At 65.2% G+C, this 26013-nt stretch carries 26 protein-coding genes; 9 read left to right on the top strand and 17 right to left on the bottom strand.

The features are described 5' to 3' along the window. Positions 1 to 11 precede the first annotated feature (11 nt). Positions 12 to 977 (top strand): aldo/keto reductase, encoded by a 966-nt coding sequence (locus AC4D2Q_RS08795; RefSeq protein ID WP_490946083.1) that lies wholly within the window; start codon positions 12 to 14, stop codon positions 975 to 977. Positions 978 to 1007: 30 nt separating this feature from the next. Here AC4D2Q_RS08795 and AC4D2Q_RS08800 read toward each other — a convergent pair whose 3' ends face one another. Beyond that, entirely contained in the window at positions 1008 to 1397 is a 390-nt protein-coding gene (locus AC4D2Q_RS08800; protein WP_490926955.1) for a VOC family protein, read from the bottom strand. 147 nt (positions 1398 to 1544) lie between these two features. On the opposite strand from AC4D2Q_RS08800, the gene AC4D2Q_RS08805 reads away from it, so the two are divergent. The 3 genes from AC4D2Q_RS08805 (at position 1545) to AC4D2Q_RS08815 (ending at position 4050) form a co-directional block, all read left to right on the top strand. Continuing rightward, positions 1545 to 2411: an aldo/keto reductase gene (locus tag AC4D2Q_RS08805; protein ID WP_490946222.1), complete on the top strand. Its 867-nt coding sequence runs from the start codon at positions 1545 to 1547 to the stop codon at positions 2409 to 2411. A 76-nt stretch (positions 2412 to 2487) separates the two neighbouring features. Further along, positions 2488 to 3189: a type 1 glutamine amidotransferase domain-containing protein gene (locus AC4D2Q_RS08810; RefSeq protein WP_490926954.1), complete on the top strand. Its 702-nt coding sequence runs from the start codon at positions 2488 to 2490 to the stop codon at positions 3187 to 3189. Between the two features lie 6 nt (positions 3190 to 3195). Beyond that, complete coding sequence (locus AC4D2Q_RS08815) at positions 3196 to 4050, top strand: NAD-dependent epimerase/dehydratase family protein (protein ID WP_490946084.1); 855 nt, start codon at positions 3196 to 3198, stop codon at positions 4048 to 4050. Between the two features lie 35 nt (positions 4051 to 4085). On the opposite strand, the gene AC4D2Q_RS08820 is transcribed toward AC4D2Q_RS08815, so the two are convergent. The 13 genes from AC4D2Q_RS08820 to AC4D2Q_RS08880 all read right to left on the bottom strand — a co-directional run bounded on the left by AC4D2Q_RS08820 (position 4086) and on the right by AC4D2Q_RS08880 (position 17449). Beyond that, positions 4086 to 4877 (bottom strand): glycerophosphodiester phosphodiesterase, encoded by a 792-nt coding sequence (locus AC4D2Q_RS08820; protein ID WP_490946085.1) that lies wholly within the window; start codon positions 4875 to 4877, stop codon positions 4086 to 4088. 7 nt (positions 4878 to 4884) lie between these two features. Next, positions 4885 to 6285, bottom strand: a complete 1401-nt coding sequence (locus AC4D2Q_RS08825; RefSeq protein WP_490946086.1) for an ABC transporter substrate-binding protein — start codon at positions 6283 to 6285, stop codon at positions 4885 to 4887. A gap of 74 nt (positions 6286 to 6359) precedes the next feature. Next, positions 6360 to 7274, bottom strand: a complete 915-nt coding sequence (locus tag AC4D2Q_RS08830; protein WP_490946087.1) for a carbohydrate ABC transporter permease — start codon at positions 7272 to 7274, stop codon at positions 6360 to 6362. After that, positions 7271 to 8209: a carbohydrate ABC transporter permease gene (locus tag AC4D2Q_RS08835; protein WP_490946088.1), complete on the bottom strand. Its 939-nt coding sequence runs from the start codon at positions 8207 to 8209 to the stop codon at positions 7271 to 7273. Before AC4D2Q_RS08835 ends, AC4D2Q_RS08830 begins: the two co-directional genes overlap by 4 nt. A 275-nt stretch (positions 8210 to 8484) precedes the next feature. Beyond that, on the bottom strand, positions 8485 to 8940 hold the full coding sequence (locus tag AC4D2Q_RS08840) for a DUF3817 domain-containing protein (protein ID WP_490926948.1): 456 nt from the start codon (positions 8938 to 8940) through the stop codon (positions 8485 to 8487). 244 nt (positions 8941 to 9184) lie between these two features. Continuing rightward, positions 9185 to 10102: a ribokinase gene (gene rbsK / locus AC4D2Q_RS08845; RefSeq protein WP_490946089.1), complete on the bottom strand. Its 918-nt coding sequence runs from the start codon at positions 10100 to 10102 to the stop codon at positions 9185 to 9187. Positions 10103 to 10106: 4 nt separating this feature from the next. After that, positions 10107 to 11129 carry an aldose 1-epimerase family protein gene (locus tag AC4D2Q_RS08850; protein ID WP_490946090.1) on the bottom strand — a complete coding sequence of 341 codons (1023 nt, stop codon included), beginning with the start codon at positions 11127 to 11129 and terminating at the stop codon, positions 10107 to 10109. Then, positions 11116 to 12462, bottom strand: a complete 1347-nt coding sequence (gene fucP, locus AC4D2Q_RS08855; RefSeq protein ID WP_490926945.1) for an L-fucose:H+ symporter permease — start codon at positions 12460 to 12462, stop codon at positions 11116 to 11118. The genes AC4D2Q_RS08850 and fucP overlap by 14 nt, the downstream gene beginning before the upstream one ends. Beyond that, on the bottom strand, positions 12462 to 13118 hold the full coding sequence (gene deoC, locus AC4D2Q_RS08860) for a deoxyribose-phosphate aldolase (RefSeq protein ID WP_490926944.1): 657 nt from the start codon (positions 13116 to 13118) through the stop codon (positions 12462 to 12464). Before deoC ends, fucP begins: the two co-directional genes overlap by 1 nt. Before the next feature lie 99 nt (positions 13119 to 13217). Further along, entirely contained in the window at positions 13218 to 14168 is a 951-nt protein-coding gene (locus AC4D2Q_RS08865) for a sugar-binding transcriptional regulator (protein WP_490946091.1), read from the bottom strand. A gap of 121 nt (positions 14169 to 14289) precedes the next feature. Further along, complete coding sequence (locus AC4D2Q_RS08870; protein WP_490946092.1) at positions 14290 to 15828, bottom strand: tripartite tricarboxylate transporter permease; 1539 nt, start codon at positions 15826 to 15828, stop codon at positions 14290 to 14292. Then, positions 15828 to 16472 carry a tripartite tricarboxylate transporter TctB family protein gene (locus AC4D2Q_RS08875; protein WP_490946093.1) on the bottom strand — a complete coding sequence of 215 codons (645 nt, stop codon included), beginning with the start codon at positions 16470 to 16472 and terminating at the stop codon, positions 15828 to 15830. The genes AC4D2Q_RS08870 and AC4D2Q_RS08875 overlap by 1 nt, the downstream gene beginning before the upstream one ends. Beyond that, positions 16469 to 17449, bottom strand: a complete 981-nt coding sequence (locus tag AC4D2Q_RS08880) for a Bug family tripartite tricarboxylate transporter substrate binding protein (RefSeq protein ID WP_490926940.1) — start codon at positions 17447 to 17449, stop codon at positions 16469 to 16471. The genes AC4D2Q_RS08875 and AC4D2Q_RS08880 overlap by 4 nt, the downstream gene beginning before the upstream one ends. Positions 17450 to 17686: 237 nt before the next feature. Between AC4D2Q_RS08880 and tcuA the strand changes: the two genes are divergently transcribed. Both tcuA and AC4D2Q_RS08890 read left to right on the top strand, forming a co-directional pair. Beyond that, complete coding sequence (gene tcuA, locus AC4D2Q_RS08885; protein ID WP_490946094.1) at positions 17687 to 19171, top strand: FAD-dependent tricarballylate dehydrogenase TcuA; 1485 nt, start codon at positions 17687 to 17689, stop codon at positions 19169 to 19171. A 65-nt stretch (positions 19172 to 19236) separates the two neighbouring features. After that, positions 19237 to 19920 carry a GntR family transcriptional regulator gene (locus tag AC4D2Q_RS08890; protein WP_490946095.1) on the top strand — a complete coding sequence of 228 codons (684 nt, stop codon included), beginning with the start codon at positions 19237 to 19239 and terminating at the stop codon, positions 19918 to 19920. Positions 19921 to 19948: 28 nt separating this feature from the next. Here AC4D2Q_RS08890 and AC4D2Q_RS08895 read toward each other — a convergent pair whose 3' ends face one another. Next, complete coding sequence (locus AC4D2Q_RS08895) at positions 19949 to 20857, bottom strand: DUF5996 family protein (protein ID WP_490946096.1); 909 nt, start codon at positions 20855 to 20857, stop codon at positions 19949 to 19951. A 254-nt stretch (positions 20858 to 21111) separates the two neighbouring features. Here AC4D2Q_RS08895 and AC4D2Q_RS08900 point away from each other — a divergent pair, with 254 nt between their 5' ends. The 3 genes from AC4D2Q_RS08900 to AC4D2Q_RS08910 all read left to right on the top strand — a co-directional run bounded on the left by AC4D2Q_RS08900 (position 21112) and on the right by AC4D2Q_RS08910 (position 24379). Then, positions 21112 to 22434 (top strand): multidrug effflux MFS transporter, encoded by a 1323-nt coding sequence (locus AC4D2Q_RS08900; RefSeq protein WP_490946097.1) that lies wholly within the window; start codon positions 21112 to 21114, stop codon positions 22432 to 22434. Positions 22435 to 22494: 60 nt separating this feature from the next. Further along, positions 22495 to 23247, top strand: a complete 753-nt coding sequence (locus tag AC4D2Q_RS08905) for a ZIP family metal transporter (protein ID WP_490946098.1) — start codon at positions 22495 to 22497, stop codon at positions 23245 to 23247. A 160-nt stretch (positions 23248 to 23407) separates the two neighbouring features. Further along, the gene (locus AC4D2Q_RS08910) at positions 23408 to 24379 is read left to right on the top strand and encodes an acetylxylan esterase (RefSeq protein WP_490946099.1); all 972 of its coding nucleotides are present in this window, start codon (positions 23408 to 23410) and stop codon (positions 24377 to 24379) included. Between the two features lie 45 nt (positions 24380 to 24424). Here AC4D2Q_RS08910 and AC4D2Q_RS08915 read toward each other — a convergent pair whose 3' ends face one another. Together AC4D2Q_RS08915 and AC4D2Q_RS08920 are read right to left on the bottom strand one after the other, a co-directional pair. Further along, positions 24425 to 24925: a hypothetical protein gene (locus tag AC4D2Q_RS08915; protein WP_490946100.1), complete on the bottom strand. Its 501-nt coding sequence runs from the start codon at positions 24923 to 24925 to the stop codon at positions 24425 to 24427. Then, positions 24925 to 26013: a serine hydrolase domain-containing protein gene (locus AC4D2Q_RS08920; protein ID WP_490946101.1), complete on the bottom strand. Its 1089-nt coding sequence runs from the start codon at positions 26011 to 26013 to the stop codon at positions 24925 to 24927. Before AC4D2Q_RS08920 ends, AC4D2Q_RS08915 begins: the two co-directional genes overlap by 1 nt.

The following is a 26013-nucleotide window of genomic DNA, read 5'->3' on the forward strand; positions in this document are numbered from 1 at the left end:
AGGAACCGCACATGCATGAGAACCAGACAGTGGACCGGTTGCGCAGCGAGGGGTCCCTCGGCTTTGGTACGGCACCAATCGGCAATCTGTACCGCGCTGTTTACGACGACGTGGCCCGCGCCGCGGTGGAAGCGGCCTGGGAGTACGGCATCCGGTATTACGACACCGCGCCGCACTACGGTCTCGGCGCGGCGGAGCGCCGGCTCGGGGACGTACTGTCCGGCCAGCCGCGGGACAGCTATCTGCTCTCCTCAAAAGTGGGTCGGTTGCTGCGTCCCAACCCGGCGCCGCAGGGGCGGGACCCGGAGGGCTTTGACATGCCTGATGATCTGACCAGGGTCTATGACTATTCCCGGGACGGTGTGCTTCGTTCCATCGAGGAAAGCCTGGACCGGCTGGGCACCGACCGGCTGGACGTGGTGTACATCCATGATCCGGACGAGTACTGGGAAGAAGCCATCTCCGGTGCCGTCCCGGCCCTTGCGGAACTGCGGGACCAAGGTGTCATCGGGGCCTACGGTGCCGGCATGAACCAGTCCGCGATGCTCGAACGCTTTGTGCGGGAAGCGGATCTGGACCTGGTGATGCTGGCCGGCCGGTACACCCTGCTGGAACAGTCGGATTCGCGCAGTCTGATCGAAGCCTGCCGCGAGCGCGGTGTGGGCATCGTGGACGTGGGCGTGTTCAATTCCGGCCTGCTTTCCAAGGCCCGGCCGGCTTCCGATGCCATGTACAACTATGCACCGGCCCCTGTTGCCATGCTGGACCGCGCCAATGCCCTGGCCGACCTTGCCGAGAAACACGGAACCACTCTTCCGGCCGTTGCCATGGCCTTCCCCTACCGGGAACCGGCGGTGGTGTCGGTGGTCCTGGGCATGCGCACGGCCGAGCAGGTGATGCAGAACGTCCAGCTCCACCGTGAACCTGTCCCCGACGACTTTTGGCAGGAAGCAGCGGCGCTCGGCTACATCAGCTGAAGACACCCCTGCGGCTCGCACCGACTGCGGTCAGGACTCCGAGGGCAGCGTGGGCGGAAGCTCGGGCAGCTCCTGAAGCGACCACTGGTTGCCGTCGGGATCACTGAAGTAGACAAACGTTCCCCACTCCAGCGGAGTGATCTCGCTTGCCGCCACCCCGTGGTCCACCAAATGCTGCCGGGCATCGACCGCACTCGGGACCACCACCTGGATGCGCTGGGTTCCCGGCTCCATGTCAGTGGTCCCCGGACCGATCACCACGGAGCAGGCGGACCCGGGCGGCGTGAGCTGCACGAAACGCAGCTCTGGATTCACCCGCTCGTCGAAGTCCGCGTTGAACCCCACTTGGTCCACATAGAAGGTTTTGGCGGCGTCGACGTCGGACACCGGTACCGGCACGAGCTCAATTTTCCAGTCCATGCCTCGACACTAGAAGCCGTTCCTGGCCCACAGAATGTCCTTGCGGTCAGCTCCGGTCCGTGGCCCCGCCGAGATGAGGGAGGGAACGAGGGACGGAAGAAGGAGGTGCTGCGGAATAAGCCCCGCCCCACCCGCGTTGCCGCCTATATGACAGAGCAGAACGTAACCCCCGTCCCCCCGACCATTGATCTGTTGGACCTGGGCACGGTCCGCCGTCTGGGCTTCGGCGCCATGCGCATTGTCGGCCCCGGCGTCTGGGGCGAACCCGAAAGCCGCGGCACCGCCGTCGACGTCGTCCGCCGGGCCGTCGAGCTGGGCGTCGATTTCATTGACACCGCAGATTCCTACGGCCCGACCGTCAGCGAAGAAATCATTGCTGAAGCGCTGTACCCCTACCCTGACGGCGTACGTATTGCCACCAAGGCCGGCTTTGTCCGCACCGGCCCCGACGTCTGGGTGCCGCTGGGCCGTCCCGAGTACCTGCGCCAGCAGGTGGAGCTGAGCCTGCGCCGCCTGAAGGTCGATTCCCTGGACCTGTTCCAGCTGCACCGCATTGATCCCACCGTTCCGGCCAATGACCAGTTCGCCGTGCTGCGCGACCTGCAGCAGGAGGGCAAGGTGAAGGCCCTGGGCCTGTCCCAGGTCTCGGTGGAAGAGCTGAAGGCTGCCAGCGAATACTTCACGGTCTCCACCGTGCAGAACCGCTACAACCTCACTGACCGCTCGTCCGAAGACGTGCTGGAATACGCCGAGGCCAACGGTATCGGCTTCATTCCGTGGGCTCCGATTTCCGCCGGCGAGCTGGCCCTGCCGGGCGGACCCGTAGCTGCAGCCGCCGAGCGCCTGAACGCCACAGAGTCCCAGGTGGCCCTGGCCTGGCTGCTGCGCCGCTCCCCCGTCATGATGCCCATCCCGGGCACCGGCTCCATCAAGCACCTCGAGGAAAACCTCGCTGCTGCTGATCTGGTGCTGGATGACGCAACCTATGAAGAGCTCAACGCCGCCAGCAAGTAACGCTGCGGCAAGCTCCCCGTCCGTCCGCGGACACCAAACTTCCCCACCCTTTCGCAATTAAAAGGAGAACTTATCCATGGCTAATATCCTCATGGTCGTTTCAGCAGCCGATTCCCTCACGATGAAGGACGGCAGCGAGCATCCCACCGGCTTCTGGGCCGAGGAACTCGTTGAGTCGCACCGCGTCCTGCGCGAGGCCGGGCACACCGTGCGCATCGCCACCCCCAACGGCACCAAGCCCACCGTGGACAAGGTCAGCCTGGATCCGTCGCAGGCCGGCGGAGAAGAGCGGGCCACCGCCTTCACCAACTACCTCTCCTACATCGACGCCGAGCTCTCCTCGCCGCTGGTGCTCGCCGACGCGGACATCACGGAGTACGACGCCGTTGTCATGCCGGGCGGGCACGGCCCCATGGCGGACCTGGCCTTCGACAAGGACCTGGGACGGATTCTCATTGCAGCCGACAACGACGGAAAGATCATCGCTCCGTTCTGTCACGGCCCGGCAGGTTTGCTGAGCGCCGAGACCGAAAACGGCGACTTCGTCTTTGCCGGCCGCAAGCTGACCGTTTTCACGGATGAAGAGGAACTCAATGGCGGCACCGGGGAAAACACTCCCTGGTTCTGCGAGGATGTCCTGCGCAACAAGGGTGCCATCGTGGAATCCGGCCCCGCCTGGACCAGCTTTGTGGTCCGCGACCGGAACCTGATTTCCGGCCAGAACCCGCAGTCCAGCGAAGACGTGGCCAATGCCGTGCTCTCCGCCCTGGGCGAGTAAAGCACCATGACCGTCCTGATTGCCGGCTGCGGCGATCTGGGCACGGAAGCCGGCCTGCGGTTCGCCGCGGCCGGCTTTCCCGTGCTCGGATGGCGCCGCTCCCCCGAGAACATTCCCGCCCCGCTGACCGGGCAGGCCGCGGACCTCACCGGCCGCAGCGGTGAGTTGCCGCGCATTCCGGCGGACACCGACGTCGTCGTCATTGCCGTGGCTGCCGGACAGCGCAGCGAGGAGGCCTACCGGGCCGCGTATGTGGACGGCACGGCGAATGTCCTGGACGCGCTGGACCGCGACGGCGTGCATCCGCACGGGATCCTGTTTGTTTCCTCCACGGCGGTGTACGGCGACGCCGACGGGCAGGAGGTGGACGAGGAAACTGAGCCTGCGCCCGCCTCCGCAACCGGCGCGGTCATCCTCGAAGCCGAGGAACTGCTGCATTCGCGGCGGCCGGACGCCGTGGTGCTCCGGCTGTCAGGAATCTACGGGCCGGGACGCACCCGCCTGATTGATTCCGTCACGGCCGGCGCCGCCGCGGTTCCCGCCTCCCCGCAGCTGACCAACCGGATTCACCGCGACGACGCCGCGGCCGCCATTGTGCATCTGATGACACAGGTGCCGGAGCCGGAACCGCTTTATGTAGGCGTTGACGACGAACCCGTCGACCTCGCCGAGGTGCTGAGGTTCCTGGCCGCCGAGCTGGACCGGGAACTGCCGGCCCCGCAGGAGACCGACAGCAGCCGCGGCGGGAACCGCAGGCTGAGCAACCGGCGGCTGCGGGGCACCGGCTTCGAGTTTGCGTATCCCACGTTCCGGGAAGGATACCGCGCGGTGCTCGCCGGGACCGGCGTCCGCCACCCCTGACGGACCGGGCATTTCAGCGGCTGGCCTCCGGTCTGTCAGGCCAGCCGGGCAATGAGGGTGTCGGGGAAATCGGTAATCACCGCGTCCACCCCCAAAGCCAGGACGCCGTCCATGTCAGCGGGGGAATTCACGGTATAGACCCACAGGCCCAGTCCCGCTGCCCGCACGGCGGCTGCGCCGGCCGGCGTCAGGCCCACATGGGATGCCACTATGCCCTGCACATATCCGGCGCCTTGAGCCAGCAGGTCCGCGTCCGGAATCTCCTCCACCAGCTGCCAGGCCGGCACCTGCGGAGAAATCCCCGCGAAGGTCCGCACTGCGGCAGGATCGAATGAGCTCACCGTGACCGGGTGGTGTTCCCTCAGCCGGGTCCACTCGGGACCGGCCAGCGCCGCAGCGACGGCCGATTCCACCCCGGGGGAATCGGCCGGGGCTTTCAGCTCCAGGTTGACTCCCAGGCCGGAGCCGACGGCGTCGGGCAGTTCGTTGAGGAACACGATGGGCTCCCCCTTGAACTCCTCGCCGAAATAGCCGCCGGCGTCCAACCGGCGGAGTTCCGCCGCCGTGAAGGACGTGATCGGATCATCGGCGCGGTCCGGGAAAACCTGCGCAATATTGGTGGTCCGGGCGCCGGTGCCGTCATGGAAGAGGAATAATTCTCCGTCCGCGCTGAGGCGGACATCGGTCTCAACCATGTCGGCACCGGATGCCCGGGCCCGGGCAAAGGCGACAGCTGTGTTCTCAGGGGCTGATCCGCTGTTCCCCCGATGTCCAACTACCAATGGCCTGCTGGAAGCTGCCGTTCCGCTACGTGCCCTGTTTTTCATATGTTAATTACTTCACCGAGTTGTTGTAGTTCTCAACCTCGGCCTTGAGTTCGTTCACTGAATCCGTCAGCTCGGTCTTGCTGTCCCCGCCGAGGAGGGCTCCCTCCAGGGCATCTTCGGCGGCCTTCCGTGCCTGGGGCATGGAGCCTGCGGAGCAGCCCTGGGTGGCGGCGGTCAGCTCGGTGTCCTCAAGCTGCTGCACGGCCACATCAAACTGGGGGTACTGCTCACGCCAGGCCACGTCCTTGGGGTCGTCCAGGGCGCTCTTGGAGATCGGGAAATATCCCGTTCCGGTGTGCCAGGTGGCCTGGTTGGCCGGCTCGGCCAGGAACTGCATGAACTGCCAGGTGGCTTCCTTCTCGGCGTCGGAGTGCCCGTCACCGGAAACCCACAGCGAAGCCCCGCCGATGATCGGCCCGGACTCGTTCTCCTTGATCTTCGGGTAGTAGCCGACGCCGAGCTCAAATCCCTGCTCGTCCGCTGCCTTCTGCATTCCCCGCAGCGCACCGGTGGATTCCAGCGTGATGCCGATGGTGCCGCTCTTGAAAGCGTTCTGCGCGTCGGGCAGGGCGCGGCCGGTATTGCCTGCCACTCCGGTGTCCACCAGGGACTTCCACCAGTCGGCAAACTGCACTGCGGTGTCGTTGTTGAACGAGTACTCGTCCACCCGCTCACCGCTGCGGCCGTTGTCCGGGCTGCAGTACAGCTCACCGTTGGCGGCGACTTCCTGTTCCAGCAGCCAGCCGTAAATGGCTGCATTGAAGCCGAATTCCGCGGGCCCGCCGTTCGTCTTGGACAGCTTGTTGGCTGCCTCCGTGATGGCATCCAGCGTGGCCGGCGGCGTCTCGGGATCCAGGCCCGCCTGCTCGAACAGCGTCTTGTTGTAATACAGGACGGGCATGGACGTGTTGAAGGGCATCGACCAGAGGTCATCGTCGATCGAGTAGTAGCCGGCGATGTTGGGCTGCAGATCGGAGACGTCGTATTCGTCCCGGTCAATGAAGGCCTGTGTGGGCAGCACGGCGCCCGAATCGATCATGAACTGGGTGCCGATGTCATAGATCTGCACCATGCTGGGCGTGCTGTTGGACTGAACCGCGGCCTTGTACTTGGTGATGGTGGTGTCGTAGTCGCCCTGAAAAACACCCTTGACCTCAATCTTGCCCTCATTGGCAGTGTTGAAGTCGGTGATCAGCTGGTTCAGGGTCTCACCGTTGGTGCCGTCCATCGAATGCCAGAAATTGACCTCGGTGACGCCGTCGGCCTTCTCCAGCGCGTCGGCGGCCGGGGCTTCCCCTGCCGCTCCCGCGTCACCGCCGCTGCTGCCGCATGCGGACAGCGTCAGAGCCAGTGCAGCGGCGCCGGCAGCCATCATTGGCAGGCAGCGCCCTCGACGTGTGGTTCGCATTGATTTTCCCTTCAAAGGTTTGTTCCGAAGCGGATGCTCGGGATGGTTCCACAGGCGCAGTGGCCTATGGGTGCTTATTTGATGGATCCCGCGGTGAGGCCGCGGACAATGAAGCGCTGGCCGAAGATCACCAGCAGCAGGGTGGGAATGATGGCCAGCACCGTGCCGGCGAGGACCAGGCCGGCGTTGAAGTTGTCCGCCGACCGGAGCTGGGTGATGCCGATCTGGACGGTCTGCATTTCCGGGGTCTGGGTCACCAGCAGCGGCCAGAAATACATGTTCCACGCCGAGAGGAAGGACCAGATTCCCAGTGCCGCCAGGGTGGGCTTGGACAGCGGAACCAGCACGGACCAGAGGAACCGGAAATGTCCGGCGCCGTCGATGCGGCTGGCTTCCCAAAGCTCCACCGGGAAGGACATAAACGCCTGGCGCAGCAGGAAGATGCCGAATCCGTGGGCCAGGAACGGGAGCACCAGTGCCGGCACCGTGTTGATCAGTCCGGCCGAGGACATGGTCAGGTAGTTCGGGATGATGATCGCTTCGGCGGGCACCATCATGCTGCACAGGAACAGGCCAAACCAGAATGCCTTCCAGCGCACCTTCAGGAACACCAGGGCGTAGGCGGCCAGCAGTGAGGTAATCAGTTGTCCGGCGGTGATCAGCCCCGCCATGACCACGGAGTTCAGGTACTGGCGGGCAAGCGGAATGTTGTCCAGGGCTCCGGTGAAGTTTTCGAACTGGAATCCGTGCAGCGGCCACAGGGATGCCGGATAGGCGTTGATGTCCGCCGGGCCCATGAAGGAGCCAACAAATCCGAAGTAGACCGGAAAGAGAACGACGACGGCGCCCAGGGACAGGGCGGCGTAGGACAGGACACGGCCCAGCGTGAGCGGGCGCCGCTGCCGCTTCAGCGGTGCAGCGGCACGGCGTTCGGAGCTCCGGGCACCGGTCGTCCGGGGTGCGGCTGCGGAGACGGTTGCGCGGCTCATCGGTAGAACACCTTTCGTTCCAGGACGCCGAATTGGACCGCGGACACCGCAACCACGATGATCAGCAGCACGACGGCCTGGGCGGAGGCATAGCCGAAGTTTGAATTATTGTTCGCGAAAGCCTGCTCGTAGATGGAGTACACGAGCGTGGTGGTGCTGTCCTGCGGGCCGCCCTTGGTGAGGATGTGAATCTGCCCGAAGCTCTGCAGGGCGTGGATGGTTCCGGTCACCAGCAGGAAGAACAGCTGCGGGGTCAGCAGCGGCATGATGATGGAACGCTGCATCCGCCATCCGTGGGCCCCGTCCAGCCGGGCCGCCTCCACCACGTCCTCCGACACGGCGCCGAGTCCCGCGGAGAGGACCAGGAGGTTGTAGCCCAGCTGCATCCAGACCGTGGCCAGTGAAACGGAAACCAGTGCCCAGGCGGGATCCGTGAGCCATCCCACGCGGTCCAGTCCGAAGAAGCCCAGCATCCCGTTGAGCACTCCCGTGGCCTGGTTGAACATCACTCCGAAAATTACGGATGCGGTGGCCACCGAATAGGCGAAAGGCAGCGCAAAGGCCGTACGGAAGAACCGGACGCCTTTGATTTTCTGGTGCAGCAGCAGGGCGAGGCCCAGTGCAATTGCAATGGAGGGGATCACCGTCAGCAGCGTAAAACCGAGGGTTACTCCCATGACGGTCCAAAAACCGGAATCGGTAAAGAGCCGGGTGTACTGGTCGAAACCGACAAAACCCGAAGGCCTGCCAAAGAGGTCGCTGCCCTGGAAAGAGAGGAAAACCGACCGGCCCAGCGGGTAGAAAAGGAAGAGTGCAAAAACCAGCAGGGCGGGAACCAGATACCACATGGCCCTGATGCTGCCGCGGTCGGCCGCAAGCCGCGGCGCTGCGGGTGAAGGCGGTGTTTCCAGGGCTGGCTTGCTGATGGAACTCATGCTTCGGTGCCCGGGAAAGCGGGCTTTAATGCGGTGCGTGGACAGCGGACGGTCCCACCCGGATGCAGTAATTCACTGCATGATATTTTCATTGCTTTTCCGTCCATGATCATCCGGCCTAAATCAGGGCCGGCACATTAGTGTTGCCTGAGTCACAGTACCTAATCTTTGAAGATAGGCAAGGAAACTCAGGGCCAATAATCAGTGAACATGGCCGGAGACAAAACCAGGCATATGCAATTTTCATTGCACATGCCTGGACAGGTAATTCGGGGCTAACTTACGGAAACCGGCGGGCCCATGACCAGCAGGGCGATGAAGACGACGGCGATGACCACCAGCGCCGCCGCTGCCGACAGGGCCGGACGGCGCAGCACCACGGCCTGGACCTTCTCGGCGGGACCCGCGGGGGCCTCGCCGCCGGGAGCCAGGCGCCACCCGCCGTCGAGCTTTCCGCGCCGGTCCATGGTGCGTTCAAACGGAATGGTGGTGTACGGAATGACGGCAGTGACCAGTCCCAGGAAGATGGTCGGCACGGACCATTTCTGGTTTACTCCCACAAAGACCGTGCTGGCGGCGTAGGAGAGGAACACGAATCCGTGCACTCCCCCGGCGATCGGCATGAAGGTTTCATTGTCCAGGACGTATTTGGTGAACATGGCGGCCAACAGCAGGGTCCAGGTGACGGCCTCGGCGAAGGCCAGGCTGCGGAACAAAGTACGGGGAGTCATCGGGCTCTCTCGGTCGGGGCGTGGAGCTTGCGGTAACGCGAAGTTACCAACGAGTTGTCAGTATCGTACCGCGGCAGGCGCTCCCGGCCGGTCTGCAGAGGAGGCAATGCGAGGAAGATCAACCCTTTGATTGACCCCGGTGGGACCCTGTTTACGTTGCCGTCCAACGGCAAAGGGCGCCGCCTGCCGCTTTTGCAAGCGGAAAGGGACGCCCTTTTCCGGGTAAGGATCAGTAGCGGGAGAATCAGCCGCGGGCGGCCAAAACCTCATCAAACTCAGCGCGGGTGGCGTAGGACGTCTGCGTGCCGCGCTTCGTCACCGAATCAGCGGCGTAGTCGTTGGCTGTTACCAGCGAGGCCCGGACATCCCCGGTCTCCACCAGGCAGTGGCTGAAGCAGCCGATGAACGCGTCGCCGGCACCCGTGGTGTCCAGGGCCGGAACGGTGCGTCCCTCCAGCAGGACGGATCCAGCTGCGGAGAGCCAGAGGACACCGCGGGACCCCATGGTCACAATGACGTTCTTGACGCCGTGGTCCAGGATGGTCTGCGCTGCGGCCTGCACCTCTTCGAGGGTCTGCACCGGCATGCCGGTGAGCAGAGCCAATTCGGTTTCATTGGGCACGAAGTAGTCGCAGCGGGCCACCTGAGCAAAGTTCAGGTCCGCAGTGGCCGGAGCCGGGTTGAGCAGCACCGGGATGCCGTGCCGGTTGCCGAAGTCGATGGCCGCGTACACGGTCTCGAGGTTCACTTCCAACTGCAGCACGATCAGTGAGCACTGGGCGATGGCGTCCGCCGCGTCTTCGATGTCCGACGGCGTGAGCAGGGCATTGGCGCCCTTGGCGATGACAATGGAGTTGCGCGAGTTGTCGTCCACGAAGATCGGCGCCACGCCGCTGGTTGCCTCGGATTCCAGCACGTACGTGGTGTCGATGCCGTTGGCTTCGAAGTTGCGGCGGGTGGTTTCGGCAAAGGCGTCGTTTCCGACGCGGGTGAGCATCAGCACCGCGGAACCCATGCGCGCGGCGGCCATTGCCTGGTTGGCGCCCTTGCCGCCGCAGCCCATCTGGAAATCCCAGGCTTCGACGGTTTCGCCCTCGTCCGGCATCCGGCTGAGGTAGGAGACCAGGTCCACCATGTTGGAACCGATTACTGCAATATCCATGAAACTAAGCCTTCTCTTTGATACCGGTGCTGACGGAGAAGGAGCGGGATGCTCCCGGCGCCAGTTCAATCAACGTTCCCGCTGCTTTTGCGGCGAGGGATCCTTCCGGCCGGGATGTCCCCGGCAGCACAAAGGCGGCCACGCGCTGGTCCCCGTTGTGCAGCAGCCACCGGGTGGCCACCGGGAAGTCCGCGCCGGAGAACCGGATGGCGAAGGTGACGCCGTCGGTCCGCTCGAGGAGGAACTCCAGCTTCCCGCCGAAGGAATCCAGCCCATCGACGAAAAAGACAATTTCCGGGTCATACCCCGCGGCAGCATCCAGAATGTCCGGATTGACCTGCCCGCTGCGGATGGCCTCGTTCAGGGCCGTCCACTGCGGGGTGGGCGTGACATGCGCCGGAACGCTGTCCCTCAGTACAAAAGCACCCTCGGGCAGGGACTGCGTCATCCGCGCCCCGTCCGCGAAGGCGTAGTTCATGTGGCACATGTACTGCAGCGGCATGGTGCGTGCAGCGGACAGATTGGTCACCGTCAGGTCGATGTCGAACATCGCCGAACCGGCATGCAGCCGGACGGCGGGAACGGCGTCGTAATGGTCCCCGAAGCCCTTCACATATTCGTAGCGCCCGGAGACCGCCACCGAGTCGGCGTCGATTTCCAGCCAGGCTTCGTCGAAGTCCGCGCAGGGGAACTCGCCATGCAGCGGATGCGTATCCTCCGGGGAGGGGCAGCCGGCGGAGAGCAGGCCCGAGTGGAAGGCGAAGCAGCCGTAGGTGTCCTCGATCAGCTGGGCCGGCCGGGGCTGGCGGAAGGTGGAATCCATCCGCAGGCTCACGCCGTCGAACTCCGCATCCCAGATCATCTGGCCCAGGAACGGCAGGACTTCCACCCGGCCGCGGGAGTTGCGGACGGTCACGGATTCGACGCCGCTGGGGTAACGGACGGCGGTGACGGTGAATTCCGAGGATTCCACCAGGGTGGTTTCAGCGGCGGAGAAGGAGCCGCGCGCCAGATTAATGCGATACATGGTCTGCGGTCCTTTCCAGGCCGGCGGCCCGTCCCTCGCTGCGGCGCAGGTGGCGGAAGTGCAGGAAGACCGCCAGGAAGCAGACCAGGGAGACCGCGAAGGAGAGCTGCAGGGAGCCGGTCAGGTCCGAGGCCAGGCCCTGGACCACGGGGATCACTGCACCGCCGACAATGGCCATGACCAGCACCGCGCCGCCGGTTTCCGTGTGGCGCTTATCCTCAATGGTGTCCAGGGTGCGGCCGAAGATGGTGGCCCAGCAGGGTCCGAAGAGCCCGGAGACCAGGATCGCGGCCCAGACTGCGGTGATGTTCGGTACCAGCATGACGTAGACCAGGGCCAGGCTGCCGAGCACGGCGAAGCCCATCAGGACTGCGTTGACGTTGAACCGGGTGATCAGGAAGTTTGCTGCCATCTTGCCCAGGAAGAAAGCCACAAAGGCGAAGAACATGTAGTTGGTGGCGTTGCGCTCGTTGAGCGAGTCATCCAAGTTCAGGGCCAGCCGGATGGTGAAGGACCATACGGCGGTCTGCATGCCCACGTACATGAACTGGGCGAAGATGCCGCGCAGGAATTCCTTGTTGCGTGCCAGGTAGGCCAGGGTTTCCCCGATCCGGGCGGTGGCCTCGTGGGTCTTGTCCCGCAGCGGCTTGCAGTGCGGGAACCGGGTCAGTGCCACCACGATGAAGACAACCACGAGGATCATGATGATGTATTTGTACGGCATCAGGGTTCGCTGCAGCATGTCGGCGCTGAAGGCAACCTTTTCCTCCGCCGACATGGTGGACATCTGGCTTTCCAGTGTGTCGCCGTCGGTGAAGACCAGGTACTTGCCCAGCAGGATGCCCAGGATGGAGCCGATGGGCGTGAAGGTCTGGGAAACGTTCAGGCGCCAGGTGGAAGTGGGCTTGGGGCCCAGCAGCGTGGAGTAGGTGTTGCAGGCGGTCTCCAGGAAGCTGAGGCCGATCGCAATGGCGAACAGTGCCACCAGGAACATGCTGTAGGTGGCCATGTGTGAGGCCGGGAAGAATGCGGCACAGCCAAGGATGTACACGCCCAGGCCAATCAGGATGCCGGTTTTGTACGTGAACCGGCGGATGATGCGCGAGGCCGGAATGGCGATGACGAAGTAGCCGCCGTAGAAGGCGGACTGTACAAACGCAGTGGCCAGGTCCGAGAGCGTGAACACGGACTTGAACTGGGTGATGAGGATGTCATTCAGGCTGGCAGCGGCGCCCCACATCGGGAAGCAGAGCGAAATCAGCAGGAACTGGAACCACGGAATACGGCTGAGGTAGCCGTCCGGCTGCTGGACGGCGGAAGTCTTGAAGAGCATTAGAGGGTGCTGCCTGCGAGGATGCTTGCTCCCGCGGAAGCGCCGATCCGGGTGGCGCCGGCCTCGACCATGCGGGCCAGATCCTCGGCGGTGCGGACGCCGCCGGAGGCCTTGACGCCCAGGTCCGGGCCAACGGTTTCGCGCATGATCTGCACGGCTTCCACCGTGGCGCCGTGCTTGGAGAAGCCGGTGGAGGTCTTGACGAAGTCGGCACCCGCGGCGACGCTGCAGCGGGAGGCTTCGGCGATCTGCTCGTCATCGAGCAGGCAGGTTTCCAGGATGACCTTAACCAGCGCCTTGCCCCCGGCGGCCTCGACGACGGCGCGGATTTCCGCTTCGACGTCGTCCCAGGCTCCGGCGAGTGCCCAGCCGATGTTGATGACCATATCCACTTCATCCGCACCGTTGGCCAGCGCGTCTTTGGTTTCAAAAACCTTGACGGCGGTGGTGGAGGCGCCCAGCGGGAACCCGACGACGGTGCAGACGCCAACCGGCGTGCCTGCAGCGGCACGGCTGGCCAGGGCCACCCAGGCCGGGTTGACGCAGACCGTTTTGAACTCGTGTTCAACGGCTTCTTGGACAAGGGTTTCGATCTGCGTGGCTGTTGCCGTCGGGGCAAGCAGTGTGTGATCGATGAGCTGCGAAATCTTCGACATGTGAGCCTCCTCATTGAGGGTTTTCACTCACTGTAGAAGTGGCTTGGAACACATGTCAAATTGCTGTTTTACATGTGTGCCTGCCTGCGGCACGCCGTGTTAGGACGCTGCCCGCCGCCGTGCAGCGTTCAGCACGCGCTGCGCCGTATCGGAGTCGATCACGAGGTGCGTCGCGTAGCCTGCCCGCAGGGCGGCCTCGATGGCCGTGACCTTTTCTTCCCCGCCGGCGACGAGGAGCCGGGTGCGGATTCCGCGCAGGTCTGCCAGCGTGATGCCGACCGTCCGCTCGTCCAGCTGGGGCACGCAGGCGTTGCCGTCGTCGTCGATAAAGCGGGAGCAGATGTCGCCGACGGCGCGGGCGGAGATGCCGGCCTTTTCGGTTTCGCTGAGGTAGCCGAGGTTGAACAGCATGGCATCGGGGCGGATCGCGCCGACGGTGAAGACGGCGACGTCGGCCTCCCGGCCCATCTCGATCACCTTGCGGATGTGCTTTTCCTCCTCCACGAGCCGCTTGACCTCCACACTGTCAAAAATGACAGGCAGCGGAAGGGTGCGGGCAAACGCGCCGAAGGCATTGCAGAACAGGGTGATGGTTTCGAAGTCGTTGGTGGCGCGGGTTGTGTAGGAAACCCCGCCCTTGAGCTGGATGATTTCCACGCCGTGGCGTTCCTGCCGGGACAGGCTCCGGGCCACCGAGTACATGGTGGAACCCCAGGTGACACCCACAAGATCCCCGTCGCGGACGTTCTCGGCGAGCACGCCGGCTCCCACCTTGCCGAGTTCGCCCAGCAGGTGCGGGGCATCCGGAACGACGGCGAGCCGGACATCCGCGAGGCCGAAAGCTTCGCGCAGCTCCGCTGCCAGGGTGGATCCCTGTTCCCGGGGGTCGTGGATGGCGATCGTGACGTAGCCCCGGTCCTTGCCGTACTGAATGAGCTTGGAAACCGTGGGACGCGACAAACCGAGGCGCTGTGCCACTTCGCCCTGGGACAGTCCGGCCTCGTAATACAGCTTGACCGCGTCCAGCGCCTGGTTCTCGCGCGCATCCATTGGAACTCCTTTGTCCGCCCCTCACCGTGAGGTTGCCCACAGTGATTCTTCCATCTTCCGGCGCACAAAACGGCCGGCCGCGGTTAACCGCGGCCGGCCCTTAGGTTTTCGTGACGGGACGTTACACCGTTTCAAGCTCCGGTGCAGCTGCCGCCCGGCGGTCCTCGCGGCGGTGCCGCAGGTGCTGCAGGGCACTGACCACCAGGGCAACCACGAGCACCAGGTAGAGGGTGACGGTGATGGGGCTGCCCACCAGGATGCCCAGGTCCCCTTCGGACACGGCGAGGGCGCGGCGCAGTTCAGTCTCCGCCATCGGACCCAGGATCACCGCGATCAATACCGGGGCCAGCGGAATGCTGTAGCGGCGCATCATGAAGCCCAGCAGGCCGATGGCGATGAGCAGCCACAGGTCAATGAGCGAGGAGCTCACCGCGTACACGCCCAGCACCGAGAACACCGTGATGCCGGCGTAGAGGTAGTGCCGGGGAATGGTCAGCAGTTTCGCCCAGACGCTGGCGAACGGCAGGTTGATGATCAGCAGCATGACCAGGCCGATGAACAGCGAGGCCAGCAGCGCCCAGACCAGATCGCCGCTGCGTTCAAAGAGCAGCGGACCCGGCTGCATGCCGTACTGCTGGAATGCGGCAAGCATGATGGCCGCCGTCGCCGACGTCGGCAGGCCAAGGGCCAGCAGCGCACCCATGGCGGTTCCCGCCGTCGCGTTGGCTGCCGCTTCCGGCGCCGCGAGGCCCTTGATGGAGCCGGTGGTGCCGAACTCCGGGTCCTTGCGCCGCTTGGCCAGCGTCTTTTCCGTGCCGTAGGCCAGGAAGGTGGGAACCTCGGCGCCGCCGGCGGGAATCAGGCCAAACGGGGCACCGAAGGCGGTGCCGCGCAGCCAGGCCGGCAGGGCCTTGCGGAAGTCCTTGAAGTTGATGCGCGCGTTGCCGCGGGTTTCCAGCCGGGTGGCCACCGGGTCGCGGTGGATGCGGGAGGCTACATGGAACACTTCGCCCAGTGCCAGCAGGCCCACGGTGATGACGATGACGGAGATGCCGTCAAAGAGCTGTGGCAGGCCGAGGGTGAAGCGGGCGGTGCCGCTGGGCCCGTCGATGCCCACCAGCGCCAGGGCCAGGCCGATTCCCAGGGCGGCAATGCCCCGGATTACCGATTCGGACACGACGGCGGAGATGGCCAGGAAGGCGAAGACGGCCAGGGCGAAGTACTCGGCCGGGCCGAAGACCGTGGCCAGGCGCACCAGCGTGGGAGCGAAGAACACCACCAGCGTGGTGGCGATGAGCCCGCCGATGAAGGCGCCGATGGCCGCCGTGGCCAGCGCCTTGGCGGCGTGGCCGTTTTTGGCCATGCGGTGGCCCTCAAAGGTGGAGGCAATGGCGGAGGAGTTGCCGGGGGTGTTCAGCAGGATTCCCGCGGTGGAGTCACCGAAGAGCCCGCCGAAGTAGATTCCGGCGAACATGATGAACGCGGCCGTGGGTTCCAGCGAGAAGGTCACCGGCAGCAGCAGCGCCACCGCCATTGCGGAGCCCAGGCCGGGCAGGACGCCGACGGCGGTGCCCAGCACGGCGCCGATCAGCACCCAGAGCAGGTTCACGGGAGTCAGCGCGTGCGCGAATCCCTCAAAAAGCAGTCCAATCTGATCCATCAGAGCATCCCTCCCAGGAAGCCGGAGGGCAGGTTCAGGCCCAGGCCGGCGTTGAACGCCAGCTGGACGGCGGAGGCGAACAGCAGTGACACGCCCACGTCAAAGAGCGGACGCTTGCTGCCCATGGCGTAGCAGATTACCCAGAACAGGAAGGCGGCGCTGATGATCCAGCCGAGGATGTTCAGCGCTGCGGTGAAGACCACGACGCCGCCGATCACCAGGCCGACGGTGCGCCAGTCGGAGTAGGTCTTGTAGACGGCAGGGGCTCCTGCTCCGGTGACATCACCGCCGTCGTCGTGCCGGGCGGCGAACTCATGCTCGCCGGACAGGTCATCCAGCATGGCGCCGGAGAAGTTGCCGCGGCCCGGATGGATCCGGGTATCGGGAACGTTGGGACGCCGGATCACGGAAATGGCAAGGGTCGTAGCCACGGCATAGAGCGCAATGCACACGAGGATCGGGAAGAACCGGGGTCCGGGCGAGGCGCTGCCCTGGACGTTCATAGTGGCGGTGCCAATGGTCAGGAAAACGGCCACGGCATAAAGCACCGCCACCACCACCAGTTCACTGCGGCCCTCCAGCGCCGGCCGGCGCGGCGGCGCGTCAGTCTTCAGCGGTGCGGGCTTGTCCTGGGCGAGGCTCATAGTCCAAGCTCCTTTACGATTGTGCTGGCCGTTGAGACTTCGTCCTCGATAAAGGTTTCGAATTCCTCCCCGGTGGCAAAGCTGTCAGTCCAGCTGTTGCGCTCCAGGGTGTCTTTCCATTCATCGGACTCGCGCATTTCGGTGATGATGGCAATGAACTCGGCCTTGGCCTCGTCGGTGATGCCGGGGGCGGCCACCACACCGCGCCAGTTGGACATGGAAACATCCACGCCCTGTTCCTTGAAGGTGGGGACGTCCACGCCGTCCAGCCGCTCCTCGGAGGAGATGGCCAAAGCCCGCAGGGTGCCGGCCTCGATCTGGTCCGCAACTTCGTTGTAGCCGGACATGCCCACGGCGGTGGTGTGGGAGAGCAGCGAGGTGAGGGCCTCGCCGCCGCCGGAGTAGGCCACATAGTTCACTTCGCTGGGGTCGATGCCGACTTCCTGGGCGAGCAGGCCGCTGAGCAGGTTGTCGATGGAGCCCAGTGAACCGCCGCCGATGGAGTTGCCGCCCGGGTTCTCCTTCCAGGCCGCCAGGAAGTCATCCAGGGTCTGGAAGTCAGAATCAGCCGTGACCACCAGGACGTCAAAGTCGTCCGCGAGGCGGGCAATCGGCACGACGTCCGCCATCGATTCGGGGTTGTCGGCAAGCTCGATGGCGCCGATCATCACGCCGCCGGTGACCAGCAGGGCGTCCTCCCGGCCCGGAGTCTGCACAAACTGGCTCAGGCCAATGGTGCCGCCGGCGCCGGGGACATTCACCACCTGCGGATTGTTGACGATTCCGTTGCTGCGCAGAGCCTGCTGGGACTCGCGGGCGAACCCGTCCCAGCCTCCGCCCGGCGCTGCCGGCGCAATCAGGGTCAGTTTGCTGCGCGCGGTGGCGGTGCCGCCTGATGCTGCCGCGTTGACGAACGCCAGGACCGTAACCACGGCGACGACGAGGGCAAAGACCCCCGTGCGGATGGACTGTTTCATTGTTCCCGTTCCATTACTTCGTTGTCGGACGGACGATGCTCGGTGCAGGTGCATTGGTTGTACACAAGGACATACATATATCGCAGGTGACGCGGATCACCACAATAGACCCGTGTGTCCCAGGTAACAATCGGAACCGTCGTGACCCGTATTTGACGCCGGCGCCGGAAACCGTAGACTCAATGCCATTCGCAGCGTCGATGTATACAACGGTATGCAATGAGTCAGGAGCAGCACATGGCAGTGGCAGAAAACCCCGGTTCCGTCAGCACGGACGTAGTGGTGGTGGGCGGCGGAAACGCCGGCTTCACTGCCGCACACGCCGCCGCCGAGCGCGGGCGGTCGGTGATCCTGCTGGAGAAGGGTTCCGAGGCCCTCTCCGGCGGCAACAGCTTCTATACGGCCGGTGCCACCCGGATTGTCCATGGAGGCCTGGAGGACCTGGCCGGACTCATCGAGCATGACGACAGGCACGCCACCACGGAGGTGCCTCCCTACACGGCGGAGAACTACGCCTCCGACCTGGCCAAGGTCACCGAGGGCCGCAATGACCCGGACATGACCGAGGTGCTGATCAAGGAGAGCCAGTCAACGCTGCGCTGGCTGAACAGCCTCGGACTGAAGTACCGCCTCATGTACGAGCGCCAGGCCTACGAGCGCCCGGACGGCGGCTACCTGTTCTGGGGCGGGCTGCATGTCGGCAATGTGGGCGGCGGCGAGGGCATGATGGCCGACCACACCCGCGTGGCCCGGGAACACGGCGTCGACGTCCGTTACGCCAGCCCGGCCACCAGGCTGCTGCACGACGGTGGCCGCGTGACCGGCGTCGTCGTTGCCGGTCCGGACGGCGACTATGAAATCCAGGCCGAGTCCGTGATCCTCACTGCCGGCGGCTTCGAGTCTGACCCGGCGCTGCGCCGCGAGCACCTCGGCGAAGGCTGGGAAAACGCCAAGGTGCGCGGCACGCCCTGCAACACCGGCGACATGATCCTGGCAGCACTGGAAATCGGCGCGGCACGCGGCGGCGACTGGAGCACCTGCCACAGCGTGCAGTGGGATGCCTTCACCGAGGACAACGAAAGCAACCGCGAGCTCACCAACCGCCTGACCCGGCAAAGCTATCCGCTGGGAATCATCGTGAACCGCGACGGCGAGCGCTTCCTGGACGAGGGCGCGGACTTCCGGAACTACACCTACGCCAAGTACGGGCGCGAAATCCTGAAGCAGCCCGGCTCCGTCGCCTGGCAGATCTTCGATGCCACGCTGCGGCCCATGCTGCGCACCGAGGAATATGACATGCCCGGGGTCTCGGTGGAAACCGCGGACACCATCGGCGAACTGGCCGCGAAGATCGGCATCAGCGCCGAGGCCCTGGAGAAGACCGTCACCGTATTCAACTCCTCCATTGACCGCAGCGTGGACTTTGATCCCAACGTCCTTGACGGCCGCGCCGCAGCCACCGAACCAGCCAAGAGCAACTGGGCGGTTCCCCTGGAGACCGGACCGTTCTACGCCTACGGCGTCACCTGCGGGATCACCTTCACCTTCGGCGGGGTTAAGGGCGATACCTCGGGCCGCGTGCTCGACGCCGAGGGCAACCCCATCCCGGGGCTCTTCGCCGCCGGCGAGATGCTGGGCGGACTGTTCAGCATCAACTACCCCGGCGGATCAGGCCTGGCGGCAGGCTGCGTGTTTGGCCGGCGGGCGGGTTCGCTGGCCTAGGACCGGGCGTAAAGTTGGCTCCGTTCGTTTCACCCCTTTTCCGTTTCTCTTCCTAGGACATGCCCGTGGCCCCAGCAGCATCAGCACGTATTGACGGCGAGGCAATCTTCGCGGCGCTCCGCAGCGAGATTCTCTCCGGCGTGCACGGCCCCGGGACCCCGATGCGGGAAATAACACTGGCGGAGCGCTTCGGCGTCTCCCGGACTCCGGTTCGGGAGGCGCTCTCCCGCCTGCAGCAGGAACGGCTGCTGGAACGGGTGGCCCGGGGGCTGCAGGTTCCCCAGGTGGACCCTGCGCAGGTCATTCAGGTTTACGACATGCGCATCCTGCTGGAGGAAGAAGCAGCGGGACAGGCGGCCCGGTCCCGCCAGTTCACTGACCTCATGCGGCTTGAAGCACTGCTGGAACGGGACCGGAAGCTTTCGGATCCGGATGACCACACCCGGATCACCACCAACCTCGAGTTCCACGCCGCGGTGTGGGAATGCGCGCACAACCCGGTGCTCACCGACCTGCTGGAACGCCTCTCCACTCACTTGATTCATGCGCCCCGCTCCACGCTGTCCGTGGAGCAGCGCTGGACTGATGCCCTGGACGAACATGAAGCGCTGATCGGCGCCATTGACCGGCAGGATGTTTCGACCGCGCGCCGGGTGGCCCGCGAACACATGGAAACCGCGCGGCGGATCCGGTTGAAGCTGCTGCGCGAGGGCGCCCTGGAACAGCCGCTGCGTCCCTACACCCGCTAGGTTCCGTACCCGCCGGGTTCCGCGGCAGCTAGCTCCCGTAGGTCAGCGGTTCGGTGATCCAGTCCAAATCTTTCCAGCGGTCCACTCGCTGCAGGACCGCGAAGCTGCTCCGGCAGAATTCCTCCACCGCCCGCTGCGGATCCGGCGAGGCAAAGGCATCCTCCAGCCGGAAGACAAACTCGCTCTCCTCGGCCAGGAACTGTGCCTTTCGCGGCGCCAGCAGGGATCCGTAGCTGCCGATATCAGCCACGAAGGGATACGGGAGGGCGTAGAACGACGGCGCATCCCACTTGGTGTCCCCGGGCCAGAAGCCAAACTCGCAGAACTTCTCATCGAAGCCGTTCCGGCCAATGGAATCCGTTCCCGTATAGGGCGCGGGCTGGCCGCTGAAGACGTTGCCGGAGAGGTCCATGGTGCCAAACCAGAATGCCGGCATGTCCACTTTTCCGCGCATCGGTGCCAGGAACCCGGCCAGCGACCGGTAGGCGAACTGCAGGTTCGCCAGAAACAGCTCCACCGCGTCCCGGTCATAGGAGTGGTGTTTGGTGTCCCGCTCAAAAGGTGTGGGGTCGTAAAACTCCTGCGGCGTCGTGTTGATGGGCGTCGGCGTGCCGATCGTGTCCAGCGACTCCATCAGCTCGCGGTGGAAATCGGCAACACTGAGTCCGTCCAGCAGGGGTATCCGGACCCGGGTGCCCAGGCTGTTCTGCACATCCACATGGTGCCGGGCCAGATTGAAATAAATCTCGAAATTGCAGTTTTCGGCGGGAATGATGCCGGTACCGATGCCATGGATGGTGGTGTCCAGGCGGATGTGCGCCCACTGGGGCCGTTTGTAGCTGCGCTCCAGCTTCACTTTGCCCGCCATCTGCAGGAACAGATGCAGAGTGTCGGCGGTGTCCTGCCAGTCGTCGTAGTTGAGGAATCTCTTGTCCATGGGATGTGCCCCTTCGCAGTGGCTGAGCCCGCGGCCGGTACTGCACCTCCGGGCTCCTCCCAGTGTGAAAGACGGCTGTTTCGGGGTCAACGAATTGCAGGCATCCGGAGGCTGCTTCGCCGGACCCGGGGTGTGCGGAAGTGGTGCACGCCACTGCGGGCCGCTCTTGTTCCGTACCGGGGGCACCCCTAGGCTGGACGGGGCCGCCGTCGTCCTTTCCTCCTTCTTCCCCTGCACTGAACCCAGGAGCACCGTTGAGCAATCCCCCCAGGACCGGCACCCGCCCCCAGCATCGCCCGGGGATCAAATACGTCCTGATGCTGGGCGCCCTGGCGGCGCTGCCGGCGGTCACTACGGACATGTATCTGCCGTCGCTGCCCACCGTCGCCACGGAACTGCATACCAGCCAGGCCGCAGCGCAGTTCACGATGTCGGGAACGCTCATTGGAGCCGCCGTCGGGCAGCTGGTGATCGGACCCTTTTCGGACCGCTTCGGCCGGCGCCTGCCGCTGCTGATCGGCATCAGCCTCCACGTCATTGTGTCCCTGCTGTGTGCCGTTGCACCGGGGATCGGCACGCTCATTGGCCTGCGGGTCCTGCAGGGATTCTTCAACGCCGCAGCCGGAGTGGTGGCGATCGCCGTCATCCGGGACCGTTTTGTCGGCTCGGACGCCGCGCGGCTGCTGTCGCGGCTGATGCTGGTCATCGGACTGGCGCCGCTGCTGGCGCCCACGATCGGCCAGGCGGTGGCCGGCATTTGGCAGTGGCGGGCCGTGTTCGTGGCACTGGCCCTGATCGGCCTGGTGCTGGTGCTGATTGTCTGGCGGTTCATGCCTGAAACGCTGCCGGCGGAACGGCGGCGCACCAGCGGCGGGCAAAGCGTTTTCCGCGGCTACAAGGTGCTCCTGCGGGACCGGCACTTCCTGGCCCTGTCCATCATTCCCGGCCTCGGCATGGCCGTGATCATGAGCTACGTGGTGGGCTCCCCGTTTGTGTTCCAGGACGAATACGGCCTGACGCCCGGGCAGTATGCCCTGGTCTTCGCCGTCAACGGAGCCGGAATGGTGCTCTCCGCACAGCTCAACGCCGCTCTGGTCCACCGCTCCTCCCCCACCCGGATCATGCGCGTCACCGTTCCCGTCCTGCTGGGACTGTCCCTGCTGCTGCCGGTCATCATCCTCACCGGTTTGGGCGGGGTCTTCGGTCTGGCCGCCGGCCTGTGGTTGGTGCTGGGCATGCACGGACTGATCGCCGCCAACGCCACCGTCACCGCCCTGGGCGCCTACGGTCACATGGCCGGTTCCGCAGCCGCTCTGATTGGCGCCCTGCAGGTGGGAATCGCCGGCGTCGTCAGTCCTCTGGTGGGTGTGTTCGGCGGCGGGGCGCTGGCCATGTCCGGCGTCATCATCGGGTGCTGCGTGCTGATGACCCTCATCCTTGCCCTGGCCACGCCGGCCTACCGGCGCGGCGGAGTGGCCAGGCTGGACGGCCCGGGCGACGGCACAGTGGACAACCCGGGCGACAGCGCAGGCGAGCAGGCCGATACCGCGGCCAGCGTGGACCTGGGTAAAAATTAGCCACACAAAAAAGTAAGTATCCTGAGTACCGAATATCGGCATTCAGGAGAAGGACACGCTTTGGGCTCGTGGTTTGCGGCATTACTGTGGGGAACGGTTGCCGGATCGGCACTGGTGGTCGGCTCCGGTATCGCCTGGAAATGGCAAATCAACCCCAAGGTTGTTTCCTCGATCATGGCCTTCGGCTCCGGAGTGCTGATTTCGGCGCTGGCCTTTGAACTTGTTGACGAGGCCGTCCAAGGCGGCGGGCTCCGGCCCACGATCGGCGGTTTTCTGGCCGGCGCGGTTGCCTATGTTGGGGCCAACCTCCTGCTGGCCCGGGCTGGTGCGAGGCACCGCAAGCGTTCCGGCTCCCGGCAGCCCAGCGAAGCCGACCAGCCCGGCAGCGGCAGTGCCCTTGCCATCGGTGCCCTGCTGGACGGAATCCCCGAATCGGTGGTGCTCGGGCTCGGTCTGGTGACCGCTTCGGCCGTCAGTCCGGCGATGCTGGCGGCAGTGTTTATTTCCAACGTCCCTGAAGGTCTCTCCAGCACCGCCGGCATGAAGGGTTCGGGGCGAAGCGCCAAATACGTGTTTGGCGTCTGGGGCGGCATTGCGGTGATCTGCGGCATTGCCTCAATGGTTGGCTTTCTGACCCTGCAGAACGCACCCGCGGAACTCATAGCCTTCATCACGGCCATTGCCGCCGGCGCAATCCTGGCCATGCTGGCGGACACGATGATTCCGGAAGCCTTCGAGGAAAGCCACATGTTCACCGGGTTGATTGCCGCCCTGGGTTTCCTCGCGGCCTTTTCCATCCACGAGCTGGGCTGAGCCGCTCCGGCACTCCGCACCCGCTGTCAGGAACACTGCCCCTCCGGCGGCTACACTGTGTCGTGGATCTCACCGCACATTAGTCTCCTCGCGTTCCTGCGTGGGCGGTCCCCGCGCAGCAGGACGGCCGTTTCCCCTGACAGACAGGACCTCTCCCGCCATGTATTCCGATCTGCCCGCCGACCAGCTCAAGGCCTACACCAGCTCCCAGACCCGCCCGGAGGATTTCGACGGATTCTGGTCCGAAACCCTGGAGCAGGCACAGTCCCATCCCCTGAACCTTAAGGTCACGCCGAAGCCGACGGTCCTGGAAGCGATTGACATCTACGACGTTGAGTTCGCCGGCTGGAACGGCGAACCGGTCCGCGCCTGGCTGCGCGTGCCGCACGGCGCCACCGGACCGCTGGCCTGTGTGGTGGAGTTTGTCGGCTACGGCGGCGGGCGCGGCGAGGCCCATGAAAATCTGCTCTGGGCCGGAGCCGGATTTGCCCACCTGCAGATGGATACCCGCGGTCAGGGAGCCAGCTGGAGCCGGGGTGCCACGCCGGACGGTGCGGGCAGCGCCGGACCGCAGGTTCCCGGCGTCATGACCCGGGGCATCCTGGACCCGCAGACCTATTATTACCGCCGGCTGATCACCGACGCGGTCCGTGCCGTACAGGCAGCGCGCGAGCTGACGGCTGTGGACCCGAACCGGGTGGCGGTCACCGGGATCAGTCAGGGCGGCGGCGTCGCGCTGGCCGCCGCGGCGCTCTGCCCGGACCTGCGTGCCGCCGTCCTACGCGTTCCGTTCCTCTCCGACTTTCCGCGGGCCCTGCAGATCACCGACGCGTATCCCTACCGAGAAGTCAGCGATTTCCTCTCCGTCCACCGCACCGAAGCGGAGCGGGCCCAGGCGACGCTGCGCTACTTCGACGGTGTGAACTTCGCCCCCCACGCAACCATTCCGGCTATGTTCACTGCCGGACTCATGGATGTCACCACTCCCCCGTCCACCGTCTACGCGGCCTACAACGCCTACGCCGGTCCCAAACAGATCACTGCGTGGCCGTTCAACGGGCACGAAGGCGGAGGCTCCGAGGACGACGTCGCCGCCGTGCACTTCCTGCGTGAAATGACCGCTGCCGGCTAGGACGCCAAAACCACGGCCGGGGCTGCCGGCTAGTCGAGCATCGCCTTATCCCACGGCAAAGGAGAAGGCGACGACGGCGGCCAGCACCACCGCGCGCACCGCTACCGCCCGCCGTCCGGGTTCCTTCTTGGGCTTTTTCTCCGGTTTCCGCGGCGGCTTGGTCCGGAGCAGGCCGGCGTTACGGGGTTCGCCCTGCCCCGGCGGCGCAGTCGCCGGTTCCCGTTCCTGTTCCTGTTCAGTGTCCGGTTCCGTGAAATCCAGCAGAGCGGCGTGCGAGGGCAGCTGCGGCCAACGGATGACCATTCCGGCAACGGCGGCGGCCAGCGCCGCCATGGCCACCACCCACAGCAGCGTTGTTCCGGTGCTCCACGGCACCACCAGACGGAAGAAGGCGGCAACGGCGGCCGCATCCAGCACACTGGACAGCAACGCCATCCGACTGATGCCGGGCGCCCGTTCACCCAGGTTCCACGCCGAACGGGCCACGGCAAGACAGGTCACCACCAGGACTCCCGCCAGAAGCCATGACACCAGGGAGGCAGCCATCAGATGCCTTCCTTCAGCAGGGTCAGCGCGGCCTCTTCCTGGCCGGAGGCTACGTTGGAGAAGGTCAGCACGGCCCGGCCTGCATCGCGGTCCAGCGCCGCCATGGAAGCGAACCCTCCAGTCATGCCGTTGTGCCAGGTCGCGGCCCGGGCAGGCGACTCGGAGGAGACCCGGGTGAACCAGGCCAGCCCCACCTGTTCGCCGTCAACGTCGCTGTCCCACTGCGGATCCAGTGCTTTTGCCCCTGGTGCGGTTCCTGCCAGCAGTGCCTGGGCGTAGCGGGCCATGTCCGCGGCGGTGGAACGGATTCCGCCCGCCGGGGCAGTGCCGTTGGCGGTCCAGGCGCCCTGGCCAAGTCCGGCAGCACTGCGGCCAGTTGGAGCGTCCGGACGCAGGTTGTCCGCGGTTACCGGCGCATAAGTATCCTTCATGTCCAGCGGTTCCAGGATGCGCTGCCGCAGCAGATCGGCGTAACTCATGCCGCTAGCCTTGGCGAGAAGCTGGCCCAGGAAGGCATAGCCCAGATTGGAGTAGCTCATGCTGCCCCGTCTGCTCACCGGAGCCTGTTGGGCGTGTTTCAGGACTGCGGCCGGTGAGGCCGTGTACGGGTCGCGGTGCAGGTAGGTACCCAGCAGGGCTGCGGCAATCGAGGCTGGATCCGTGGCCAGGCGGGGAAGCCCCGAGCGGTGGCTCGCCAGCTCTGCCAGGGTGAGGCTGCCAATCTCGGCGTCCGGATCAGCAAGGTCCGGCCCCAGGATCTCGGCCACCGTGGTTTCCAGCGACACCTCTCCGCGCTCGACGGCGTCCGCCAGCAGAGCTGCCGTGAAGGTCTTGGACACCGACCCGATTTCGAACTCGGTCTGTTCGTCGGCGCCAAACCCGGCAAAACGGACGTCGCCGTCCTCAATGTAGGCAACGCTGATCCTGTCAGCGGGATTCTTGAGGAGTGGGCGCACAGCTTCCGCCAGCACTGCATCCCCGGAAACATCAGCTGACAGCCGGGGCGGCCAGGGCGCAGCCAGCAGGCCGCAGGCCAGAACCGCGGCCGCCGTAAGGATGCCCATGATCGTTCGTCGTTGATTTCCCAT

This window comes from Arthrobacter sp. TJ-178 (assembly GCF_058269275.1).

What these genes read in the sequence shown, in the direction of transcription:
- rbsK (WP_490946089.1), bottom strand. Translation starts at nt 10,102, where the DNA reads ATGGATATTGCAGTAATCGGTTCCAACATGGTGGACCTGGTCTCCTAC.
- tcuA (WP_490946094.1), top strand. Translation starts at nt 17,687, where the DNA reads ATGGCAGTGGCAGAAAACCCCGGTTCCGTCAGCACGGACGTAGTGGTG.
- AC4D2Q_RS08915 (WP_490946100.1), bottom strand. Translation starts at nt 24,925, where the DNA reads ATGGCTGCCTCCCTGGTGTCATGGCTTCTGGCGGGAGTCCTGGTGGTG.
- deoC (WP_490926944.1), bottom strand. Translation starts at nt 13,118, where the DNA reads ATGTCGAAGATTTCGCAGCTCATCGATCACACACTGCTTGCCCCGACG.
- AC4D2Q_RS08800 (WP_490926955.1), bottom strand. Translation starts at nt 1,397, where the DNA reads ATGGACTGGAAAATTGAGCTCGTGCCGGTACCGGTGTCCGACGTCGAC.
- AC4D2Q_RS08910 (WP_490946099.1), top strand. Translation starts at nt 23,408, where the DNA reads ATGTATTCCGATCTGCCCGCCGACCAGCTCAAGGCCTACACCAGCTCC.
- AC4D2Q_RS08835 (WP_490946088.1), bottom strand. Translation starts at nt 8,209, where the DNA reads ATGAGTTCCATCAGCAAGCCAGCCCTGGAAACACCGCCTTCACCCGCA.
- AC4D2Q_RS08795 (WP_490946083.1), top strand. Translation starts at nt 12, where the DNA reads ATGCATGAGAACCAGACAGTGGACCGGTTGCGCAGCGAGGGGTCCCTC.
- AC4D2Q_RS08825 (WP_490946086.1), bottom strand. Translation starts at nt 6,285, where the DNA reads ATGCGAACCACACGTCGAGGGCGCTGCCTGCCAATGATGGCTGCCGGC.
- AC4D2Q_RS08830 (WP_490946087.1), bottom strand. Translation starts at nt 7,274, where the DNA reads ATGAGCCGCGCAACCGTCTCCGCAGCCGCACCCCGGACGACCGGTGCC.
- AC4D2Q_RS08875 (WP_490946093.1), bottom strand. Translation starts at nt 16,472, where the DNA reads ATGAGCCTCGCCCAGGACAAGCCCGCACCGCTGAAGACTGACGCGCCG.
- AC4D2Q_RS08805 (WP_490946222.1), top strand. Translation starts at nt 1,545, where the DNA reads ATGACAGAGCAGAACGTAACCCCCGTCCCCCCGACCATTGATCTGTTG.
- AC4D2Q_RS08815 (WP_490946084.1), top strand. Translation starts at nt 3,196, where the DNA reads ATGACCGTCCTGATTGCCGGCTGCGGCGATCTGGGCACGGAAGCCGGC.
- AC4D2Q_RS08895 (WP_490946096.1), bottom strand. Translation starts at nt 20,857, where the DNA reads ATGGACAAGAGATTCCTCAACTACGACGACTGGCAGGACACCGCCGAC.
- AC4D2Q_RS08810 (WP_490926954.1), top strand. Translation starts at nt 2,488, where the DNA reads ATGGCTAATATCCTCATGGTCGTTTCAGCAGCCGATTCCCTCACGATG.
- fucP (WP_490926945.1), bottom strand. Translation starts at nt 12,462, where the DNA reads ATGCTCTTCAAGACTTCCGCCGTCCAGCAGCCGGACGGCTACCTCAGC.
- AC4D2Q_RS08870 (WP_490946092.1), bottom strand. Translation starts at nt 15,828, where the DNA reads ATGGATCAGATTGGACTGCTTTTTGAGGGATTCGCGCACGCGCTGACT.
- AC4D2Q_RS08840 (WP_490926948.1), bottom strand. Translation starts at nt 8,940, where the DNA reads ATGACTCCCCGTACTTTGTTCCGCAGCCTGGCCTTCGCCGAGGCCGTC.
- AC4D2Q_RS08850 (WP_490946090.1), bottom strand. Translation starts at nt 11,129, where the DNA reads ATGTATCGCATTAATCTGGCGCGCGGCTCCTTCTCCGCCGCTGAAACC.
- AC4D2Q_RS08820 (WP_490946085.1), bottom strand. Translation starts at nt 4,877, where the DNA reads ATGAAAAACAGGGCACGTAGCGGAACGGCAGCTTCCAGCAGGCCATTG.
- AC4D2Q_RS08920 (WP_490946101.1), bottom strand. Translation starts at nt 26,013, where the DNA reads ATGGGAAATCAACGACGAACGATCATGGGCATCCTTACGGCGGCCGCG.
- AC4D2Q_RS08880 (WP_490926940.1), bottom strand. Translation starts at nt 17,449, where the DNA reads ATGAAACAGTCCATCCGCACGGGGGTCTTTGCCCTCGTCGTCGCCGTG.
- AC4D2Q_RS08865 (WP_490946091.1), bottom strand. Translation starts at nt 14,168, where the DNA reads ATGGATGCGCGCGAGAACCAGGCGCTGGACGCGGTCAAGCTGTATTAC.